Origin of the sequence: Paracoccus sp. (in: a-proteobacteria) (assembly GCF_046289755.1) — a bacterium.
Taxonomy (GTDB): Bacteria; Pseudomonadota; Alphaproteobacteria; order Rhodobacterales; family Rhodobacteraceae; genus Paracoccus.
The window spans coordinates 22,728-44,250 of sequence record NZ_JBKBVD010000020.1 but is presented as its reverse complement, the minus strand read 5'-3'; the positions used below and the strand labels follow the sequence as shown (position 1 = coordinate 44,250).

General features: G+C 67.0%; 17 protein-coding genes. 14 read left to right on the top strand and 3 right to left on the bottom strand.

Translation table 11 applies throughout. The features are described from left to right. The first annotated feature begins 77 nt into the window (after positions 1–77). Positions 78–899: a serine O-acetyltransferase gene (gene cysE, locus ACK41U_RS09495; protein ID WP_409678982.1), complete on the top strand. Its 822-nt coding sequence runs from the start codon at positions 78–80 to the stop codon at positions 897–899. Positions 900–905: 6 nt separating this feature from the next. Here cysE and ACK41U_RS09490 read toward each other — a convergent pair whose 3' ends face one another. Beyond that, on the bottom strand, positions 906–1,964 hold the full coding sequence (locus ACK41U_RS09490) for a quinone-dependent dihydroorotate dehydrogenase (RefSeq protein ID WP_409678912.1): 1,059 nt from the start codon (positions 1,962–1,964) through the stop codon (positions 906–908). Next, positions 1,964–2,356 carry a DUF952 domain-containing protein gene (locus tag ACK41U_RS09485; protein ID WP_409678909.1) on the bottom strand — a complete coding sequence of 131 codons (393 nt, stop codon included), beginning with the start codon at positions 2,354–2,356 and terminating at the stop codon, positions 1,964–1,966. The genes ACK41U_RS09490 and ACK41U_RS09485 overlap by 1 nt, the downstream gene beginning before the upstream one ends. Before the next feature lie 81 nt (positions 2,357–2,437). Here ACK41U_RS09485 and ACK41U_RS09480 point away from each other — a divergent pair, with 81 nt between their 5' ends. The 3 genes from ACK41U_RS09480 to ACK41U_RS09470 all read left to right on the top strand — a co-directional run bounded on the left by ACK41U_RS09480 (position 2,438) and on the right by ACK41U_RS09470 (position 6,136). Continuing rightward, positions 2,438–4,036 carry a bifunctional metallophosphatase/5'-nucleotidase gene (locus ACK41U_RS09480; RefSeq protein WP_409678906.1) on the top strand — a complete coding sequence of 533 codons (1,599 nt, stop codon included), beginning with the start codon at positions 2,438–2,440 and terminating at the stop codon, positions 4,034–4,036. A 107-nt stretch (positions 4,037–4,143) separates the two neighbouring features. After that, positions 4,144–4,746, top strand: a complete 603-nt coding sequence (locus ACK41U_RS09475; protein WP_409678903.1) for a nicotinate-nucleotide adenylyltransferase — start codon at positions 4,144–4,146, stop codon at positions 4,744–4,746. Continuing rightward, the gene (locus tag ACK41U_RS09470; RefSeq protein ID WP_409678901.1) at positions 4,736–6,136 is read left to right on the top strand and encodes a D-alanyl-D-alanine carboxypeptidase; all 1,401 of its coding nucleotides are present in this window, start codon (positions 4,736–4,738) and stop codon (positions 6,134–6,136) included. Before ACK41U_RS09475 ends, ACK41U_RS09470 begins: the two co-directional genes overlap by 11 nt. A 3-nt stretch (positions 6,137–6,139) precedes the next feature. On the opposite strand, the gene ACK41U_RS09465 is transcribed toward ACK41U_RS09470, so the two are convergent. Further along, positions 6,140–6,562 carry a tellurite resistance TerB family protein gene (locus ACK41U_RS09465; protein WP_409678898.1) on the bottom strand — a complete coding sequence of 141 codons (423 nt, stop codon included), beginning with the start codon at positions 6,560–6,562 and terminating at the stop codon, positions 6,140–6,142. 119 nt (positions 6,563–6,681) lie between these two features. On the opposite strand from ACK41U_RS09465, the gene ACK41U_RS09460 reads away from it, so the two are divergent. The 10 genes from ACK41U_RS09460 (at position 6,682) to ACK41U_RS09415 (ending at position 21,516) form a co-directional block, all read left to right on the top strand. Continuing rightward, complete coding sequence (locus ACK41U_RS09460) at positions 6,682–8,259, top strand: lysine--tRNA ligase (RefSeq protein ID WP_409678896.1); 1,578 nt, start codon at positions 6,682–6,684, stop codon at positions 8,257–8,259. Positions 8,260–8,503: 244 nt separating this feature from the next. After that, entirely contained in the window at positions 8,504–10,798 is a 2,295-nt protein-coding gene (locus ACK41U_RS09455; protein WP_409678893.1) for a glycosyl hydrolase family 28-related protein, read from the top strand. A gap of 86 nt (positions 10,799–10,884) precedes the next feature. Next, positions 10,885–12,441: a SulP family inorganic anion transporter gene (locus tag ACK41U_RS09450; RefSeq protein ID WP_409678890.1), complete on the top strand. Its 1,557-nt coding sequence runs from the start codon at positions 10,885–10,887 to the stop codon at positions 12,439–12,441. 178 nt (positions 12,442–12,619) lie between these two features. After that, a complete protein-coding gene (acs, locus tag ACK41U_RS09445; protein ID WP_409678888.1) occupies positions 12,620–14,575 on the top strand; it encodes an acetate--CoA ligase in 1,956 nt (651 codons plus the stop codon). A 122-nt stretch (positions 14,576–14,697) separates the two neighbouring features. After that, entirely contained in the window at positions 14,698–14,955 is a 258-nt protein-coding gene (locus tag ACK41U_RS09440) for a DUF4212 domain-containing protein (protein WP_409678885.1), read from the top strand. Between the two features lie 10 nt (positions 14,956–14,965). After that, the gene (locus tag ACK41U_RS09435; protein WP_409678882.1) at positions 14,966–16,774 is read left to right on the top strand and encodes a sodium:solute symporter family protein; all 1,809 of its coding nucleotides are present in this window, start codon (positions 14,966–14,968) and stop codon (positions 16,772–16,774) included. A 68-nt stretch (positions 16,775–16,842) separates the two neighbouring features. After that, positions 16,843–18,666, top strand: coding sequence for a putative nucleotidyltransferase substrate binding domain-containing protein (locus ACK41U_RS09430; RefSeq protein ID WP_409678879.1), 1,824 nt, complete (start codon positions 16,843–16,845; stop codon positions 18,664–18,666). Continuing rightward, complete coding sequence (locus ACK41U_RS09425) at positions 18,663–19,163, top strand: hypothetical protein (RefSeq protein ID WP_409678876.1); 501 nt, start codon at positions 18,663–18,665, stop codon at positions 19,161–19,163. Before ACK41U_RS09430 ends, ACK41U_RS09425 begins: the two co-directional genes overlap by 4 nt. Further along, complete coding sequence (locus ACK41U_RS09420) at positions 19,163–19,534, top strand: response regulator transcription factor (protein ID WP_409678874.1); 372 nt, start codon at positions 19,163–19,165, stop codon at positions 19,532–19,534. Before ACK41U_RS09425 ends, ACK41U_RS09420 begins: the two co-directional genes overlap by 1 nt. After that, a complete protein-coding gene (locus tag ACK41U_RS09415) occupies positions 19,528–21,516 on the top strand; it encodes an exonuclease domain-containing protein (RefSeq protein ID WP_409678871.1) in 1,989 nt (662 codons plus the stop codon). Before ACK41U_RS09420 ends, ACK41U_RS09415 begins: the two co-directional genes overlap by 7 nt. Positions 21,517–21,523: the final 7 nt, after the last annotated feature.

The window sequence follows — 21,523 nt, the reverse complement described above, 5'->3', positions numbered from 1 at the left end:
ACCCCCTCTGCTTTTCCCGGCCCGTTATATGGGTTAGAACGGGATATGTTCAGGATCGGACGGGTTTCAGGATGACCATGCACGCTGTCGCGAAAACGCCCTTGGGATTGGACCGGGATGCCATCTGGGCGCAGCTGCGCCGCGAGGCCAGCGCCGCCGTCAGCGACGAGCCGCTGCTGGGATCGCTGATCCATGCCGGGCTGCTGCATCACCACAGCCTTGAGGCGGCGCTGGCCTATCGGTTTTCGCTGAAACTGGCCTCGGGCGAGATGTCGGAACAGATTCTGCGCGAGATCGCGGATGCCGCCTATGCCGCGGCGCCCGATCTGGGCGACGGGGCGCGGGCGGATCTGATGGCGGTCTATGACCGCGATCCGGCGACCCACCGGCTGTTGCAGCCGGTTCTGTTCTTCAAGGGGTTTCAGGCGTTGCAGGCCTATCGCATCGCGCATTGGCTGTGGCAGGAAAACCGGCGCGATCTGGCCTATTTCGTGCAGATGCGGTCGTCGGAATGCTTCGGGGTCGATATTCATCCCGCCGCCCGGATCGGCACCGGGGTGATGATCGACCACGCCCATTCCATCGTCATCGGCGAGACGGCTGCGGTGGGCAATGACGTGTCGATGCTGCATTCGGTCACGCTTGGCGGCACCGGCAAGGAGGATGGCGACCGTCATCCCAAGATCGGTGACGGCGTGCTGATCGGGGCGGGGGCCAAGGTTCTGGGCAATATCCGCGTGGGCGCGCATTCGCGCATTGCGGCAGGCTCGGTCGTGCTGCACGAGGTGCCGCCCTGCAAGACCGTCGCAGGCGTGCCCGCCCGCGTCATCGGCGATGCGGGCTGCGCCGAGCCGTCGCACAGCATGAACCATCTGCTGGGCGCGGACGAGTTCCGCTAGGGCCGGCTAGGGCCAGTCACTTGCGCCGCTGCCGGTCAGTTCCGGCAGCGTCATGCTGTGCGCGCGCAGGCGGCGGTCGAGGTCTTCCGCGATACGGGGGGCCAGCGACAGGCCCTGATAGATCATCGCGGAATAGATCTGGACCGCACAGGCCCCGGCGCGCAGCTTTTGCCATGCGTCCTCGGCACTGCCGATCCCGCCCACGCCGATGATGGGCAGGCGCCCCCCGGTCAGCCGGTAAAGCTGCGCCACCACGCGGGTCGAGCGGGCGAACAGCGGGCGCCCCGACAGACCGCCCGTCTCGGTCGCATGCGCGCCGGTCAGCCCGTCGCGCGAGAGGGTCGTGTTGGTGGCGATGATGCCGTCGAGGCCCAGACCAAGCGCCACTGCGGCAATATCGGCCAGCTCGGCATCGTCGAGGTCGGGGGCGATCTTGACGAAGACCGGGCGCCGGGCGGGCAGGGCGTCGCGGGCGGTCAGAACGCCCTGCAACAGCGCCTCCAATGCGCGGGCGCCCTGAAGGTCGCGCAGCTTTTCGGTGTTGGGCGAGGACACGTTGACGGTCAGGAAATCGGCGCTGGCCCCGGCGATCTGCACCACCTGCGCGAAATCGGCGGCGCGGTCGGCGCTGTCCTTGTTGGCGCCGATGTTCAGGCCCACGGGAATGCCCGCAGGCCGGGCCGCCAGGCGGGCGGCAATGGCTTCGGCGCCCTCATTGTTGAAGCCAAAGCGGTTGATGATCGCGTGATCCTCGCGCAGGCGGAACAGGCGCGGGCGGGGGTTGCCCGGCTGCGGCCGGGGGGTCGCGGCGCCGACCTCGATGAAGCCGAACCCGGCCTTGGACAGAGGCCCCACCACCCGCGCATTCTTGTCATATCCCGCCGCCAGACCCACCGGGTTGGGCAGGTCCAGACCGGCGATCCGGCAGCGCAGCAGATCGGATGTCGGCGCAGTGCCGCGAAGGGGCACAAGGCCCAGCTCCAGCGCCCGGATCGACAGGTCATGCGCGCGTTCGGGGTCAAGGCGGTGCAGCGCCGACAGGCCCGCGCGTTCCAGCAGCGACATTACAGATCTCCGGTTTCGGGGCCATCGGGCCCCTGCGTTATGGCGCGGCTCCAGCGCAGATCCGCCATGCGCAGGTCGCGATAAAGATGCGGGAACAGCGCGCCGTTGCGGGCAGGCTCCCACCGCAGATCGGCGGCCATGGCCTCGGCGTCGCAGGCCAGCAGCATCAGCCCGGTTTCAGCGGCGAAATGGCGCGACAGGGTGCCGGGCACCTGTTCGGCGGTCGAGAAATGAATATAGCCATCGGCCAGATCGACCGGCGCGCCGCGCGTCCGGCCCTGCGACTGCATCACCTGCCATTCGGGGGCGCGAAGGATCTTGTAGATCAGCATGGCGGCATTTGCCGCGCGCGGGGGCGCCGGGTCAAGCCCTGCCGGACGCGCGGGGCGCATGTCATATCCTGCTATTTGACCCGCCGGTCAGGCTGCGCCATCTTCGGGACTGTCCCCAACAGGGCCGAAAAGGAATCACCCATGACCCGTCTTCTTGCCGCGGCATCCGCCCTTGCGCTGTTTGCCGGAACGGCGCAGGCCGAACTGGTGCTGCATGTTCTTCACACCAACGATCTTCACAGCCGGATCGAGCCGATCAACGCCTTTGACAGCACCTGCGACGCCGAGACGCAGGAGGCAGGCGAGTGCTTTGGCGGTGTCGCGCGGATCGCCTCGAAGGTGGCCGAACTGCGCGAGCAGATCGGGGCCGCAGGCGAGAATGTCGTTTTGCTGGATGCGGGCGATCAGTATCAGGGCTCTTTGTTTTACACGACCTATAAGGGCACCGAGGTCGTCGAGTTCATGAATACCATCGGCTATGATGCGATGACGGTGGGCAATCACGAGTTCGATGACGGCCCCGAAGGGCTGGATGTCTTGCTGAAAGGCGCCGAATTCCCGGTGATTTCCGGCAATCTGGACGTGTCGCAGTCGAACCTGCTGGCGGGCCGTCTGCCCCACCATGTGGTGCTGGAGGTCGGGGACACCCGCATCGGGATCGTCTCGGCGCTGGCGATGGACACGCCCGAGACATCCTCGCCCGGCCCGAACGTGATCTTCCAGGACGATATCGAAAGCCTGAAAGCCGGCGTCGAGGCGCTGACCGATGAGGGCGTGACGCAGATCATCGCGCTGACCCATTCCGGTTATGGCCGCGATCTGGTCTATGCCGCCGAGGTGCCGGGCCTTGATCTGATCGTGGGCGGGCATACCCATACCCTGCTGGGCGATATGGAGGGCGCGGTGGACGCCTATCCCACGCTGGTCAGCGGGCCTGACGGGCGTGAGGTGCCGGTGGTGCAGGCCTATGCCTATGGCAAATATCTGGGCCATGTGACGCTGACCTTTGACGATGAGGGCAATGTCACCTCGGCCTCCGGCCAGCCCATTCTGCTGGACAATGCGGTCCCCGAGGATGAGACGATCGCGGCCCGCGTGGCCGAGATGGTCGAACCCATCGACGAGCTGCGCCAGACGGTCGTGGCGCAGACGCTGGCGTCGATCGACGGCAGCCGCGAGACCTGCCGCGCCCGCGAATGCGAGATGGGCAATCTGGTGGCGGATGCGATACTGGACCGCGTGGCCGCGCAGGGCGTGACCATCGCGATCCAGAATGGCGGCGGGTTGCGCGCCTCGATCGACGAGGGCGAGGTGACCATGGGCGAGGTCTATACCGTCCTGCCGTTCCAGAACACGCTGGCCACCTTCGAGCTGGACGGCGCCGACATCGTCGCGGCGCTGGAGAACGGCGCCAGCCGGATGGAAGACGGTGCGGGGCGTTTCGCGCAGGTGGCGGGTCTGAAATACACCGTCGATCCTGCCGCCGAACCCGGCGCGCGCATCAGCGATGTGATGGTCATGGCCGATGGCGACTGGCAGCCGATCGACGAGCAGGCCAGCTATGGCGTGGCGACCAACAACTATATGCGCAATGGCGGCGACGGCTATGACGTGTTCGCGCAGAATGGCCGCAATGCCTATGATTTCGGCCCGGATCTGGCCGAGGTTCTGGCCGGGTACATGACCGCCGCCGAAGGCGGCTACAGCCCTGCTCTGGATGGCCGGATCACGGTTCGCTGATCCGTCAGGCCAAGGCGGCGCCCGGTCTGGCAACAGCGACCTGGCGCCGCGCAGGTTCGCCCATATCCGCGATTGGCTTGCCCGGAATGATGCGCTAAGCGGACGCCATGAAAACGGGTTTTCCCATCGCGCGGCCCGGCATGCGCATCGGAGTGCTGGGCGGATCGTTTGATCCGGCCCATGCCGGGCATCTGGCGATCAGCCGCGCGGCACTTGCCCGGCTGGGGCTGGACCGGGTCTGGTGGCTGGTCTCTCCGGGCAATCCGCTGAAATCACAGGGGCCTGCGCCTCTGGCCGCCCGGCTGAGCGCCGCCCGCGTGCTGGTCCGCGACCCCCGTATCATCGTCACCGACATCGAGGCGCGGCTGGGTCTGCGCAAGACCGCCGACACGCTGGAGGCGTTGCAGCGGCACTATCCCGCTGTGCATTTCGTCTGGCTGATGGGGTCCGACAATCTGGTGCAGTTTCATCACTGGGACCGCTGGCGCAGCATCGCAGCCCAGGTCCCCTTTGCCGTTCTGGCGCGGCCCGGCACCCGGCTTGCGGCCCGCACCGCCCCCGCCGCACGGGCGCTGCAGACAGCCCGTCTGCCCGAACATCGCGCAGCGGAACTGGCCACGCATTCCCCCCCCGTCTGGACGCTGCTGAACCTGCCGATGTCGCCGCTGTCCTCGACCGCGCTGCGAAAGGGCCTGCGCCATGACGATTGACCGCCGCCGCTTTCTGGCCTCGGCGCTGGCCGCAGCCGCCATGCCCTCGCTGGCCGGGGCCGAAGGGCTGGCGGCGCGGCCGCCGCGCAAGCCCGCGCCCGATCCGCGCGCGGTGCTGGCGGCGGCCCGACTGCCCGGTCAGGCGGCCTTTGCGCTGATCGAGCCGGGCCGCCCCGCAGATCCCCGCCATCTGGCGCGCGCGACCACCCCGATCGCGCCTGCCAGCACGGTCAAGGCGCTGACCTCGATGTTCGTGCTGGACCGGCTGGGGCCTGCGCACCGGCTGCGCACGCGGGTCATCCGCGCGGGCGACATGCTGATCCTTGCAGGCGGCGGCGATCCGACCCTGTCCACCGACGATCTGGCCCGGCTGGCCGCCGATCTGGCCGCCCGCAACCAGCCCGCGCCCGCGCGCTTTGCGGTCTGGGGCGGCGCGCTGCCCGCCTTGCCGCAGATCGCGCCGGAACAGGCCGCGCATCTGCCCTATAACCCGGCCATCTCTGGCATGATGCTGAACTTCAACCGCGTCCATCTGGGCTGGCGGCGCGTCGGCGTCAATTACCAGATGGCGGTCGAGGCCCGTGGCGGCGCCCAGTCCCCGCCCGCCTATACGGTCACGGCGGCGCCGGGCACGCAGGGGCCGCTGTTCACCTACCGGCAGGACGCGGCGCGGGAATACTGGACCGTTTCGCGCGCGGCACTGGGCGGCAGCGGCAGCCGCTGGCTGCCCGTGCGCCTGCCCGAACTGTATGCGGGCGATGTCTTCCAGACGCTGTGCCGGGCGCGCGGTCTGGTCCTGCCCGCCCCCGAAGTGATCGACCGCCTGCCGCAGGGTGAGGTGGTCACCTATCACGACAGCGCCCCGGTCGAGACGCTGCTGCGCGACATGATGCACTATTCCACCAACCTCACCGCCGAGGCGCTTGGCCTGCATGCCAGCGGCGCGGATGATCTGGCGGGATCGGGCGCGCGGATGCTGGACTGGCTGACCGCGGACGCGCCTGCGCTGGGGCAGGGGATGCGTCTGGCCGATCACTCGGGCCTGTCGGATGCCAGCCGCATCAGCGCCCTGTCCATGGCCCGCATTCTGGCCGCACCGGGGCGCGAGACCGGGCTGGCGCCGCTGCTGCGCCGGAACCCGCTGCAGACCGAGGCCCCGCGCGCCGACATCGCGGCCAAGACCGGCACGCTGAACTTCGTCTCGAACCTCGCGGGCTATGTCACGGCGCCCTCGGGCCGTCAGGCGGCCTTCGCGATCCTGTGCACCGACCCGGCCCGCCGCGCCGGCGCCATCGGTCAGGAACTGCCCGCGGGCGTCAGCACATGGACGCGCAGCGCCCGGCAGCTGCAACGCAACCTGCTGGACGCCTTCGCCGACAACCTGGCGTAACGCCTACAGCGTCAGGTGACGCACCCGCGAGGACAGCTCGATCGCCGCCGCATGCAGCCGCGAAACGTTCAGCTGATCGCGGATCTCGGCCAGCATCTCGATCTCGGTCTCGTAGAGCCGCCCGTCCGCCGCCGCGACATCGCAGGCCAGCGCATAGGCGGTCTCATACAGCTTTTCGGGCAGCGCGTCGCGGATCAGCCCGAACAGCGCATCCAGCCCGTCCTCTTCCTCGAACAGGGTCATCACCGTCTGGCTGACGGCGCGGATGCGGTCGTCATCATAGGTCGCAAAGACCGGCGCGTGATCGACCATGCGCTGGATCGCCACCAGTTCCGAGGTGCGGATGGTGTTGTCGGATGCCGACACCGCGACCATGACGGCCACCAGCGCATCGCAGGGGGACAGGGAGGGCAGGTCTGTGGTCATGGTTCTCTCCAGTTGTTCGACCGTCGGCCTGTCTGGCCGCAGGTCTTGGGGCGCAAATTATTGACGATCCTGCGGGCATTCAATAAGGCGTCAGAGCCTTTACCCCGGGAGTACAGACCATGACCACCCTGCGCGACGCCGCAATGCAATCGAAGGCCTGGCCGTTCGAAGAGGCACGCCGGGTGCTCAAGCGCTATGAAAAGGCGCCCCCCGCCAAGGGTCATGTGCTGTTCGAGACGGGCTATGGCCCCTCGGGCCTGCCCCATATCGGCACCTTCGGCGAGGTCGCGCGCACCACGATGATCCGCCGCGCCTTCGAGATGATCAGCGACATCCCGACCCGGATGGTGTGTTTCTCGGACGATCTGGACGGCATGCGCAAGGTGCCCGACAATGTGCCCAACCCGCAGATGTTGCACGAACATCTGCAACGGCCCCTGACCTCGGTGCCCGACCCGTTCGGCACCCATGACAGCTTTGGCGCGCATAACAACGCCATGCTGCGCCGGTTTCTGGACACGTTCGGCTTCGACTACGAATTCATCAGCGCGACCGAATATTACCGCTCGGGCCAGTTCGACGCGGTGCTGCTGCGCGCCGCCGAACGCTATGACGCGATCATGGAGGTGATGCTGGCCAGCTTGCGCGAGGAACGCCAGCAAAGCTATTCCTGCTTCCTGCCCATCAGCCCGAAAACGGGCCGGGTGCTTTATGTGCCCATCAAGCATGTCGATGCCGCGAATGGCACGATCACCTTCGATGAGGATGGCGAGGAACTGACGCTGCCGGTCACCGGCGGCAATGTCAAACTGCAATGGAAGCCCGATTTCGGTGCCCGTTGGGCCGCGCTTGATGTCGATTTCGAGATGTATGGCAAGGATCACAGCACCAACACCCCGATCTATGACCGCATCTGCGAGATCCTGGGCGGCCGCAAGCCCGAGCATTTCACCTATGAGCTGTTCCTCGACCAGACCGGCCAGAAGATCAGCAAATCCAAGGGCAACGGGCTGTCGATCGACGAATGGCTGACCTATGCGGCCACCGAAAGCCTGTCCTATTTCATGTATCTCAAGCCCAAGACGGCCAAGCGGATGCATTTCGACGTGATCCCCAAGGCGGTGGACGAATACCACCAGCAGCTGCGCGCCTATCCCGGCCAGACACCGGAACAGCAGCTGGCCAACCCGGTCTGGCACATCCATGGCGGTCAGGTGCCCGCCTCGGATATGGTCGTGCCGTTCCAGATGCTGCTGAACCTCGCCTCGGTCGCGGGGGACACGGGCAAGGACGGGCTCTGGGGCTTCATCCGCCGCTACGCCCCCGAGGCCAGCCCCGAAACCCATCCCGGCCTCGACCATGCGGCGGGCTTTGCGCTGCGCTATTTCACGGATTTCGTCGCCCCCACCCGCCAGTTCCGCGCCCCCTCTGACACCGAACGCGCAGCCATCCAGGACCTCGCCGACCGTCTCGGCGCATGGGACCAGCCCGCCGATCCCGAGGCGCTGCAGACCATGGTCTTTGCCGTCGGCAAGGATCACGGGTTCGAGCCGCTGCGCGACTGGTTCGCCGCCCTCTATCAGGTGCTTCTGGGCGCCGATCAGGGCCCGCGCTTCGGCGGATTCATCGCGCTTTACGGGATCGACGAAACCCGCGCCCTGATCCAGCGCGCCCTTGCGGGCGAACTGACCACCTGAACTATCTCCCGCAAGGCTTTGCCTTGGTTGAAATATCCTCGGGGGGAATCGCGCCTTCAGGCGCGATCGGGGGGCAGACAGCCCCCCGCCCGGCCATCGGCCATGCCCGCCGTTGCGCAGGCAGACCCGGCGCAACGCGCGCCCGGTTCAGACCGCGTTAACCTCTCATCAACTATCTCTTTCCCCCCGACAGGCGGTCTGGCAACCAGCCGCCCGTCCAGAGTTCTGCAAGGAGAGAGAGCCGATGAACATCGCCATCACCAACGGGCTTTTGCTGACACCGCCTGCGTTTCACGCCGGGCTTGCGGCGTGGTCGCGCAGCAATGGCACACCGGGCAGCCCGACCTGGGCCACGGCGGACAACGTGGCCATCATGCCCGCCGATCAGGATTTCGGCATCTGCCTCGAAGTCCTCAAGCAGCAGACCACCACCAGCATCCGGTTCATGGGCGAGACGCCGATGATCCCCGGCGTCTATCTGCGCATCTCGGCGCGGGTCAAGGCGGTGGCGGGGGCGCTGGCCAGTGCCCGCATCGCGGGCTGGGCGGGGGACGGCGCGCGCAACGCGGTCAACGGGCTGGTCACCACCGGGCGCACGGTTGCGATGCAGTCCTATGGCGAGATCATCGAGGTCAGCGCCATCGTCGGCATCGGCTCGCGCGATGGCGTGGACATGAGCTGGGGCACCCGCCCGGTCTATGGCCATTTCGGTCTGGATCTGGTCGGCGCGAATGGCGGCGCCTTCCGCATCGAATCGGTCCGCATTGATGACATCACCGCGGCATTCGTGCCGTCGCTGCTGGACTGGGTCGATGTGCGCGATTTCGGGGCCGTGGGCGACGGGGTGACCAATGACCGCGCGGCCTTTCTGGCCGCCGATCAGGCCGCCAATGGTGGCTCGGTGCTGGTCCCTCAGGGGGATTTCTTCATCTCGGGCGATCTGTCGATCAACAGCCCGATCCGCTTCAAGGGCCGCCTGATCACCCCTGCCGCCACCCGCGTCGCTTTCCTGCAAAGTTTCGATTTCCCGACCTATGCCGATGCCTTCAAGGACGAAACGCTCGGCATGAAAAAGGCGCTGCAGGCGCTGATGGGCTATACCGACCATATTTCGCTGGACCTGCGCGGCCGCCGCGTCGATCTGGACGAGCCTCTGGTCCTGACCGACATCGCGCCCACGCTGGAGGGCTTCTCGAACCGCCGCGTGATCCAGAACGGCTCCATTCAGGCCAAGCCCGGACCGGCATGGGCGACGACGCGCCGCACCAGCGTGGCAAGCTATAGCCCGTCCCAGCCCAATCTTCTGACCAATGTGGCCAATGTCGCCGCGATCGAGATCGGCTCGCGCGTCAGCGGCAACGGCGTCGGGCGCGAGGTCTATGTCAACAGCCGCAATATCGGCGCAGGCACCATCACCCTGTCGCAGCCCCTGTTCGGAGGCGCGGGCACCCGCACCCTGACCTTCGAGCGCTATCGCTATCTGTTCGATTTCTCGGGTCTGCGTGAGATCAGTCGGCTCAATTTCGTCAATCTCGACTTCAGCTGCGACCGGATCTCCAGCGGCGTCATGCTGGCCCCGGCGGGCGAGATGATCCAGTTCACCGGCTGTTATTTCACCCGCCCGCTGGATCGCGCCATCACCTCGATCGGGCGCGGCTGTCAGGATCTGCTGGTCGACAACTGCCAGTTCCTGTCCAACGACATGGACCTGCCCGCGCAGCAGCGGACCACGGTGGCGATCAACGTCAACGCCAATGACGTCAAGATCCGCAACAACCGCTTTGTCCGCTTTGCGCATTTCATGGTCGCCAATGGCGGCGGCCATATCATCAGCGGCAATCACTGGTTTCAGGGCGACGGCTCGGGCGAGGGGCTGCGCTATGCCGGTCTGGTGCTGACCCAGCCCAATGTGCAGACAACGGTGTCGGGGAACTACATCGACAACGCCTCGATCGAATGGACGAACGAGCACAGCCAGCGCCCCGACTTTACCGGCAACGAGTTCAGCTTTGGCGGGCTGACGCTGACCGGCAATACGTTCCTGTGCTCGAACACGGTGGCGTGGTTTACCTGGATCACCGTCAAACCCTATGGCTCGGGGCATTTCATTCAGGGGCTGAATGTTGTGGGCAATGTGTTCAAGGCGCTGTTTGGCAACGTCAACCGCATCGACCGGGTCGACAGCTCGATTGCGGATCTGAACTACAACAATATGCGCAACCTGCAGTTCGAGGCCAATACCTTCAACGGCGTGAACACCTATGTCGCCAATCCGCTGATGGTGCAGCACAACCAGAGCAGCGCCAGCAGCACCTGGACGCTGCCGGTCATTCAGGGGCTGCCGTTTCAGGGCTGGGCGAAGTCGGTCGAATCGGTCATCACCGAAAGCCCGCTTGTCAACAACTCGGGCACGCGGGTCGATGCCAGCCCGCATGTCCAGATGGAGCAGGGCAATTCGCGCCGCCAGATCCGGCTGAACTGGGCGCAGCCGTTGCGGGGACAGGTCAGCGTCTTCGCCCGGATGGACCGTCCGCAATAGCGCGCAGCCGCGCGTTGACAAGCGCCGCCCCCGCGCCCGATGGTGCTGTCACATGCCGCACATCTTGGGCGGGTGGGGGGTACAGGATGCGCTACCGGCCTGCTTTTCTTGATCTTTCGCCCGGCCTGAAGGATCTTCAGGCCGGGCTGACCGTTGCCATCGTGGCGCTGCCCTTGTCGCTGGCCATCGCCATCGCCAGCGGCGTTCCCCCCGACCGGGGGCTGGTCACCGCCATCGTCGGCGGCTTTCTGGTCAGCGCGCTTGGCGGCACGCGGCATCAGATCGGCGGGCCTGCGGGCGCCTTCATCGTGCTGGTCGCCGCCTGCGTCAGCGCCATCGGGATCGAGGGGCTGATCCTTGCCACGGTCATGTCGGGGATCATGCTGGCCATTCTGGGCGCGCTGCGGCTGGGCGGCGCGATCCGCTTTGTGCCCTATCCGGTCATTCTGGGCTTTACCGCAGGCATTGCCGTCATCATCGGCGCCAGCCAGCTGAGCGATCTGCTGGGCCTGTCGCTGTCGGGCCCCGAGCCGGGGGCGTTGCTGCCCAAGCTGGCCGCCCTGTGGCAGGCGCGCGGCACCGCCCAGCCTGCCGCGCTGCTGGTCGCGGCCCTGACCATCGGCACCATTCTGGGCGTGCAGCGGCTGGCGCCGCGCCTGCCCTCGTTGCTGATGGGGGTGGCGGTGGCGACGCTGGCCGCACAGCTTTTGCCCGCCGAGACGATCCTTGACCGTTTCGGCGCCTTGCCCGGTGGCCTGCCCATGCCCGCCCTGCCGCAGATCAATGCCGCGACGCTGGTGGCCGCGCTGCCCTTTGCGCTGGGGTTCACGCTGCTGGGGGCGATCGAATCGCTGCTGTCGGGAATGGTCGCGGACCAGATGTCGGGCAGCCGGATGCGCCCCAATGACGAGCTGATCGGGCAGGGCATCGCCAATATCGGCGTGGGTCTGTTCGGCGGCTTCTGCACCACCGGCACCATTGCGCGGACGGCCACGAATGTGAAGGCGGGCAGCCGGGGCCCGGCCTCGGGGATGATCCATGCCGGGCTGCTGCTGCTGTTCCTGATCGTCGCCGCGCCGCTGCTGGGGGCGATCCCGCTGGCCGGGCTGGCGGGGCTGCTGATGATTGTCAGCTGGAAGATGATCGAATGGCACGCGCTGCGCAGCCTGTGGCGCATCGACCGGACCGAGGCGGGCGTGGCTGCCGCGACCTTTCTGACCGTTGTTCTGGGCGATCTGGTCATGGGCATTGCGGTCGGCACGGCGCTGGCGGGCATGACCTTTATCGCCCGCATGGCGCAGGATGGCAGTGCCGAGCCCGCAGCCCTGCCGCCCGATGCGCAGCGCGAGGGCGAAATGATCGTGCATCTGCGCGGCCCGCTGTTCTTCGCCTCGGTCGCGCGGATCGAGCGGGTGCTGGACCGCGTTCCCGAACAGCCGCGCCTGATGGTTCTCGATCTGGCGGGCGTCAGCGTCATCGACCAGAGCGGCGGGCAGATGCTGGCCGATCTGGGCGCGCGGATGGCACGGCACAACTGCCGCGTGGTGCTGACAGGGGCCAGCCGCGCGCTGGCCGCGCAGTTGCCGCCCCACATGGCCCGCGCCGACAGTCTGGATCAGGCGCGCGGGCTGGAGGGTCTGTGAAGGATTTACCACAGACGCGCAGATCAGGTGAATTCGTTAACAAAATTATTCAATGAAAAAAATAGGTTAACTTTTTGACGGCGATGTGATTAACATACTCCTCAACGCGGCTGGTATCGGGCAGGGGCCCTTCCGATAATGCGGGCCAGCCGTGGCAGTTCTGTGAGGAGGGGATGTCATGAGCTCTGAAATCGTGGCGAAACACGCCATTCCGCCGGGTTTTGAAAACGCCCATATCGGTCCCGAGGACTATCACCGCCTCTATGCCGAATCGGTCAGCGACCCGCAGGGGTTCTGGGCGCGTGAAGGCAAGCGGCTGGACTGGATCACGCCCTATACCAAGGTGAAGAACACCGATTTCACCCTGGGGCAGGTCAGCATCAAGTGGTTCGAGGACGGCGTTCTGAACGTCAGCGTCAACTGCATCGACCGCCATCTTGAGACGCGCGGCGACCAGACCGCGATCATCTTTGAACCCGATGATCCAAAGACCCCGGCCCAGCACATCACCTATGCGCAACTGTCCGAGCGGGTGAACCGCATGGCCAATGTGCTGCTGGCGCAAGGCGTGATGCGCGGCGACCGGGTGGTGATCTATCTGCCGATGATCCCCGAGGCGGCCTATGCGATGCTGGCCTGCGCGCGGATCGGGGCGATCCATTCCATCGTCTTTGCGGGGTTCTCGCCCGATGCGCTGGCCAACCGGATCAACGATTGCGGCGCCAAGGTCGTCATCACCGCCGATCATGCCCCCCGCGGCGGCCGCAAGACGGCGTTGAAATCCAACACCGATGCGGCCCTGCTGCATTGCTCGGACAGGGTGCGCTGCCTTGTCGTCAAGCATACCGGCGATCAGACCACATGGGTCGATGGCCGCGATGTGGATGTGCGCGCGATGATGGCCGAGGTGGCGCCCGACTGCCCGCCGCGCCCGATGGGGGCCGAGGATCCGCTGTTCATCCTCTATACCTCCGGCTCGACCGGCAAGCCGAAGGGGGTCGTGCACACCAGCGGCGGCTATCTGTGCTATGCCGCGATGACGCACCAGATGGTGTTCGACTATCACGAGGGCGATGTCTTCTGGTGCACCGCCGATGTCGGCTGGGTGACCGGGCACAGCTATATCATCTATGGCCCGCTGGCCAATGGCGCCACCACGGTGATGTTCGAGGGTGTGCCGACCTTCCCCGATGCCGGCCGCTTCTGGGAGGTCTGCGCCAAGCACAAGGTGACGCAGTTCTACACGGCGCCGACCGCGATCCGGTCGCTGATGGGCAAGGGGCCGGAATTCGTGCAGGGCCATGATCTGTCCAGCCTGCGCCTGCTGGGCACGGTGGGCGAGCCGATCAACCCCGAGGCGTGGAACTGGTATAATGAACATGTGGGTCAGGGCCGCTGCCCGATCGTCGATACATGGTGGCAGACCGAAACCGGCGGCCATCTGATCACGCCGCTGCCCGGCGCGACCGAGACCAAACCCGGCTCGGCCACGGTGCCCTTCTTCGGCGTCAAACCCATCGTTCTGGACCCGGCCACGGCGGATGTGATCGAGGGCAACGGGGTCGAGGGTGTTCTGTGCATCGGTGACAGCTGGCCCGGCCAGATGCGCACCCTATGGGGCGATCACGAGCGCTTTGAAGAGGCGTATTTCCAGCAATATCCGGGTTACTACTTCACCGGCGACGGCTGCCGCCGGGATGAGGACGGCTATTACTGGATCACGGGCCGGGTCGATGACGTCATCAATGTCAGCGGTCACCGCATGGGCACCGCCGAGGTCGAATCGGCGCTGGTCGCCCATGAAAAGGTCGCCGAGGCTGCCGTGGTCGGCTATCCGCACGCCATCAAGGGGCAGGGCATCTATGCCTATGTCACCCTGATGAACGGGGTCGAGCCGACCGACGCGCTGCGCGCCGACCTGGAAAAATGGGTCCGCACCGAGATCGGCCCCATCGCCAGGCCCGATCTGATCCAATGGGCGCCGGGCCTGCCCAAGACGCGATCCGGCAAGATCATGCGCCGCATCCTGCGCAAGATCGCCGAGAACGATTATGACGCGCTTGGCGACATCTCGACCCTGGCCGAGCCAGAGGTCGTGGACGAATTGATCGCGGGCCGCATGAACCGCGGCTGACGGTCACCGGGGCGGCCCCGTGCCGCCCCCTTCAGGCGTTCTGGCCACTCTGCCGGGCAGCAGAACGCGACAACGCAAGGGCGGAACACGGGACATGACTGAACAGGGAGGGAACAAGGACCATGACTGACAGAACATCTTCCAACGCCTATTGGGCGGCCAATCTCAGGATCATCTATATTTCCATCGCCATCTGGGCGCTGGTCTCTTACGGCTTCGGCATCATCCTGCGGCCGCTGATCGCCTCGATCCCGGTGGGCGGCACCGATCTGGGCTTCTGGTTTGCCCAGCAAGGGTCGATCCTGTGCTTCATCGTGCTGATCTTTTTCTACGCATGGCGGATGAACAAGCTGGATGCCGAATTCGGCGTGGACGAGTGAGGAACCAGCCATGAGCCAATTTACCCTGAACCTGCTGTTCATCGGCGCGTCCTTCGCGCTTTATATCGGCATCGCGATCTATTGCCGCGCCAAGTCCACGGCGGAATTCTATGCCGCCAACCGTGGCGTCAGCCCGGTGATGAACGGCATGGCGACCGCAGCCGACTGGATGTCGGCGGCCTCGTTCATCTCGATGGCGGGTCTGATCGCCTTTACCGGCTATGACAACTCGACCTATCTGATGGGCTGGACGGGCGGCTATGTGCTGCTGGCCCTGCTGCTGGCGCCGTACTTGCGCAAGTTCGGCAAGTTCACCGTGCCGGAATTCATCGGCGACCGGTTCTATTCCAAGACCGCGCGCATCATCGGCGTGATCTGTCTGCTGATCGTCTCGATCACCTATGTGATCGGCCAGATGACCGGCGTCGGCGTCACCTTCTCGCGCTATCTGGAAGTGTCGAACGCGACCGGCCTGTGGATCGGCGCGGCGCTGGTGTTCTGCTATGCCGTGCTTGGCGGCATGAAGGGCATCACCTATACGCAGGTCGCCCAATATGTCGTGCTGATCATCGCCTATACCATTCCGGCGATCTTCATCTCGCTGCAACTGACCGGCAATTTCCTGCCGCAGCTGGGTCTGTTCGGGACGCATGACGCATCCGGCATGGCCTTCCTGTCCAAGCTGGACCTGCTGGTCACCGATCTGGGCTTCCGCGAATATACCGCGCATCACAACTCGACGCTGGACATGGTGCTGTTCACGCTGGCGCTGATGATCGGCACCGCGGGTCTGCCCCACGTCATCATCCGCTTTTTCACCGTGCCGAAAGTGTCGGACGCGCGGAAATCGGCGGGTTGGGCACTGGTCTTCATCGCGCTGCTCTATACCGTCGCACCTGCGGTCGGCTCGATGGCGCGCTTCAACCTCAGCGCGACCATGTGGCCGGGTGCGCTGACCGGCGACACCTACAGCCAGCCTGCCGTCTCGCTGGAGGCCATCGAGACCGCGCCTGAGCTGCAATGGATGCGCACCTGGCAGGCCACCGGGCTGCTGAACTGGGAAGACAAGAACGGCGACGGTCTGATCCAGTACTATAACGATGCCGCCACCACCGGCCCTGTGGTCGAGATGGCAGCAGAGCAAGGTCTGGTGGGCAACGAGCTGACCACCGTGAACAACGACATCATGGTGCTGGCCAACCCCGAAATCGCCAACCTGCCGGGCTGGGTCATCGCCATCGTGGCGGCGGGCGGTCTGGCTGCGGCCCTGTCCACCGCGGCGGGTCTGCTGCTGGCCATCTCGGGCGCTGTGTCCCACGACCTGATCAAGGGCACCTTGATGCCCAATATCAGTGAACGCGGAGAGCTGAACGCGGCGCGCATCTCGATGGCGGCCTCGATCCTTGTGGCCACGATCCTGGGGCTTAACCCGCCGGGCTTTGCGGCGCAGACCGTGGCGCTGGCCTTTGGTCTTGCGGCCAGCTCGATCTTCCCGGTTCTGATGATGGGCATCTTCTCGAAGCGCATCACCAAGGAAGGCGCGATCTGGGGCATGATCGCGGGCATCGTCTCGACCCTGCTCTATATCTTCACCTACAAGGGCTGGTTCTTCATCGGCGGCACCAACATGCTGCCCGATACGCCCGACGCCTGGCTGCTGGGCATCTCGCCCGCATCCTTCGGGGTCATCGGCGCGCTGATCAACTTCCTGGTGGCCTTCGCCATCTCGAAAGTGACGCAGGAACCGCCGGTCGAGGTGCAGGACATGGTCGAATCGATCCGCGTGCCGCGCGGTGCCGGTGGCGCTGTCGCCCACTGACCACACACCCGCCGCGTCCCCTGCCGGGGGCGCGGCATCCCCGCAACGTCAGCAAGGTGCCCCGCGTGATGTCCGATATTGCAGGTTTCATCGCCACGGTTCATCCCTATGACGGCCTGCCGCGGGACGAGCTGGCGCGTGTCGCCGGTTCCTTCAGCCGCAGGGACTATCCGGCGGGCAGCACGGTCTATGCCCATGGCGACCCGCTGCCCGGCCTCTATCTGATCGAAAAGGGCTGCATTGCCGTGCGGGACCGCAACGGCGACAGCGTCTCGCAGCTGGGGCCGCGCAATTCCTTTGGCGAACGCGGGCTGTTGCGCGACGGTGTGGCCGTCACCAGCGCCCTGGCCGAGACGGACAGCACCGTCCTGCTGCTGCCCCGCGCCGAGGTGGTGCGCCTGATCGCCGACCACCGCGCGGTCGCGCGGTTCTTTGATCGCGGGCGCGGCCCGGTGGATCGCGACCCGGTGGACCGGGGCACCGAGGTCGCCATGCTCAAGGTGGGCGAGTTGCTGTCGGCCCGTCCGCTGTACTGCCCCCCCGACACGCCCATCATCGAGGCCGCGCGGATGATGCGCGACGCCCATGCCAGCAGCCTTGGCATCTGCGAGGGCGGGCGGCTGATCGGCCTTGTGACCATCCGCGACATGTCCACCCGCGTCGTGGCCGAGGGGCGCGACCTGCGCCGCCCCGTCCGCGAGGTGATGACCGAAGATCCGGTGACGCTGGCGCCCTCGGCGCTGGGGCTGGATGTGCTGAACGTGATGCTGGAACGCCGCGTCAGCCATCTGCCGGTGGTCGAGGACGGGCGCTTTCTGGGCATGATCAGCCAGTCGGATCTGACGCGGGTGCAGGCGATTTCCACCGCCGGGCTGATCCGCGAAGTGGCGCAGGCCGACACCGTCGCGCAGATGGCGCGGGTGACCGGGCGCATCCCCGAATTGCTGGTGCAGCTGGTCCACGCCCATCAGCGCCACGAGATCGTCACCCGGATGATCACCGATGTCGCCGATGCGGTGACCCGCCGCCTGATCGCGCTGGCCGGTGACCGGCTTGGGCCCGCGCCCGCCGCATGGGTCTGGGCCGCCTGCGGCAGTCAGGGGCGGCAGGAACAGACCGGCATCAGCGATCAGGACAACTGCCTGATCCTGGCGCCGGGTGCCGATCCGGACGCGGCTTGGTTCCGCGATCTGGCGCGGCAGGTCAGCGACGGGCTGAACGACTGCGGCTATGTCTATTGCCCCGGCGACATGATGGCGACCAACCCGCGCTGGTGCCAGCCGGTCCCGGTCTGGCAGGGCTATTTCCACGACTGGATCGCCCATCCATCGCCCGAGGCGCAGATGCTGTCCTCGGTCATGTTCGATCTGCGCGCCATCGGCGGGCAGGCCGCGCTGCTGGAGGGTCTGCAGCGCGAGACGCTGCTGGCGGCCAACCGCAATTCCATCTTTGTCGCGCATATGATCGCGAATTCGCTGAAGCACCGCCCGCCGCTGGGGCTGATCGGCGGCTTTGCCACGATCCGCTCGGGCGAGCACCGCCACCATATCGACATGAAGCATAACGGCGTCGTGCCGGTCACCGATCTGGCGCGGGTCTATGCGCTGCAGGGCCGGATCGGGGCGGTGAACACCCGCGCCCGGCTGGAGGATGCCGAGACGCGCTCGGTCATCTCGGCCGGGGGTGCGCGCGATCTGATCGCGGCCTATGACATGATCCAGACCGTGCGGCTGGACAATCAGGCGGCGCTGATCAAGGCCGGGCGGGCGCCTGACAATTACCTCTCGCCCTCGGATCTGTCAGACTTTCAGCGCAGTCACCTGCGCGACGCCTTTGTGGTGGTCAGATCCATGCAATCGGCGGTGGGACACGGAAAAGGAATGCTGGGATGAGTGGGATCGGAGCAGAGCTTCTGGGGGTGATCGCCGTGGGGATCGGCATGGCCTCGGTGATGTATGCGGGCATCCATGCGGCGCGCAAGGCGGGTCTGCGGCCCGCGCCCTGGCTGCTGCCTGCGGCCATCGGCGCCGCGATGGTCGCCTATTCCGTCTGGACCGATTATTCCTGGTACGGGCGCGCGATCGACCGGCTGCCCGATGGCGCCGAGGTGCTGATGGTGGGCCGCGCGCATCAGATCTGGGCGCCCTGGACCTATGTGGTCCCGGTCGAGGTGCGCTTTGCCGCACTCGATCCCGCAAGCGTCACCGACGGAGCCGAGGGGCTGCGACAGGCGCAGATCATGCTGGTCGAGCGTCGCGGCCAGACCATAATCGTGCCGCAGGATTTCGACTGCGCCGCGGGCCGCATCCGGCCTGCGCGCGGGGAATGGGCGCCCGTGGCGGGCGATGATCCGGCATTTGCCGTGGTGTGCGGCAGTCAGGGGGGATGATGGCCGATATTCTGGTGATCGAGGACGAGGACAATATCGCCGTGGCGCTGGATTTCCTGCTGACGCGGGACGGGCACCGCCATGCGCGCATGGCCACAGGCTCGGGCGCGGTGGACCGCATCCGCGAGACGCGCCCTGATCTGGTGCTGCTGGACGTGATGCTGCCCGACGTGTCCGGCTATCAGATCGTGCAGGATGTCCGCGCCGACCCGTCGCTGGCCGATGTGCGGGTGCTGATGATGACCGCGCGCGGATCTGTGGTGGAACGGCGCAAGGGGCTGGCACTTGGCGCCGACGGGTTCATCGCCAAACCCTTCGAGTTGTCGGAATTGCGGGCCGAGATGACGCGCCTGCTTGCCGGGCCATGCTGACCGGGCTGTCGCTGCGGCTGCGGGTTCTGCTGATGTTTGCAGGGCTGGCTGTGGCGGGGCTGGCGCTGCTGGGCGCGGCGCTGTGGCTGGCCTTCGCGCGGCTGGCGGGCGCAGGCGTGGCGCCCGCGCAGATGCTGGACGGGCTGATGCAGGCCGGGCTGGTGGCGGGCTTTGGTCTGCTGGGGGGCATCACCGGGCTGTGGTATCTGTTCGACCGCAATATGGCCCGCCCGCTTGAGGCGCTGGCCGGGGGGCTGCGCATGGGCCATGCGCCCGACCCGGACGAGACCCGCTATCTGGCCGATCTGGGCCCTGCCGCGCGCGAGGCCGCCGAGGCCCGCGCCGCCTCTGCCGAGGCGCTGGCCGAGGCTGTGCGCATCCACGCCGCTGAACTGGCGCGCGAAAAGGCGGGGCTCGAATCCATTCTGGCCGATTTCGGCGCGGGGGCGGTGATCTCGGACACGGCGGGGCGGGTGGTGTTCTACAACGCCTCGGCCGCGCGGCTGTTGCCGGGGCTGGCACTGGACCGCCCGCTGGAGCGTCATCTGGGCCGTGGCGCGCTGGAGGCCGCCGAGGCGCGGCTGGCCGCGGGTGCCGCCGCCACCGATCTGATCTGCCTGACCGCCGAGGGCGCGCGCCTGTCGGGCCGCATGCGCCGCGTCGATGACGGCACGCTGATGATCCTGCGCGACCGGCCCGCCGACCGCCCCGCCCCCCGCGCCACGCTGGAGGCCTTGCGCCGCCATGCAGCGACCTTGGTGCCGATGCTGGATGCGCTGGACGGGCCGATCCCGCCCGATCTGGCCCGCGCCATCCGCGATGAGGGGCAGGGGCTGGCCGTGGCCACCCGCCATCTGTCCGAGATATTGGCCGGTGACGCGCCCGGCGGCGTGGCGGGGCTGGATGAGCTGGGCGCGGGCCTGACCGCCGCCTCCCCCCTGCCGCGCCTGCGCTTTCAGGCCGAGGCCGGGCCGATGAATGCGCTGCTGCGCGATCTGGATGCGCGGCTGCGCGCCAGCGGCCGCGCGCCGGTGCTGGACGTGCAGCCCGATGAGGGGGGCGAGGCGCGGCTGATCCTTGGCTGGACCGGTGCGGCGCTTGGCATGGATCAGTTGGACAGCTGGCTGGCCGCACCACCCGATCCGGGCCAGCCCGATCTGTCGGGCGCCGAGATTCTGGCGGGCCACGGCACCGGCATCTGGCCCGAGGCTGCGGGCGATCACGCGCGGCTGGTGCTGCCGTTGCGGCTGGTCATGCACCATGCCGAGGGCGCGGGCGTGACCTATGATTTCGCGCTGGCCTCGCGCGGCGCGGCCTCGTCGCGGCTGGCGGATCTGACCTGCGTGGTGTTTGACACCGAAACCACCGGCATGGCGCCCCATGACCGGATCGTGCAGATCGCGGGCGTGCGGATTGCGCGGGGCCGCCTGACCGGCGAGCGGTTCGACACGCTGGTCGATCCGGGCCGCCCGATCCCGCCCGCCTCGACCGCGATCCATGGCGTCACCGATGCGATGGTCGCGGGCGCCCCCGACATGACCGCCGCCCTGACCGCCTTCCAGCATTTTACCGAAGGCGCGGTGCTGGTGGCGCATAACGCGCCGTTTGACATGGGCTATCTGCGCCGCGCCGCCGCCGAAACGGGCGCGCATTTCGACAACCGGGTGCTGGACACGGTGCTGCTGTCGGCGATGGTCTGGGGGCAGTCGGCGGTGCATTCGCTGGACGCGCTGACCGACCGGCTGGGCATCGTGATCCCGCCCGAGGCCCGCCACACCGCCATGGGCGACACCATCGCCACCGCCGACGCCTTTCTGCGCCTGATCCCCGCGCTGGAGGCGAAGGGGATCGAGCGGTTCGAGCAGGCCGTCGAAGAGGCCCGCCGCCATCGCCGCCTGATCGGGGATGCGAACCTGCCCACCAGCCTGATGACGGCCAGCCCGCCGCCCGGCGCCGGGCCACTTGCCGAGCCGTCCGCCTGAGGCCGCC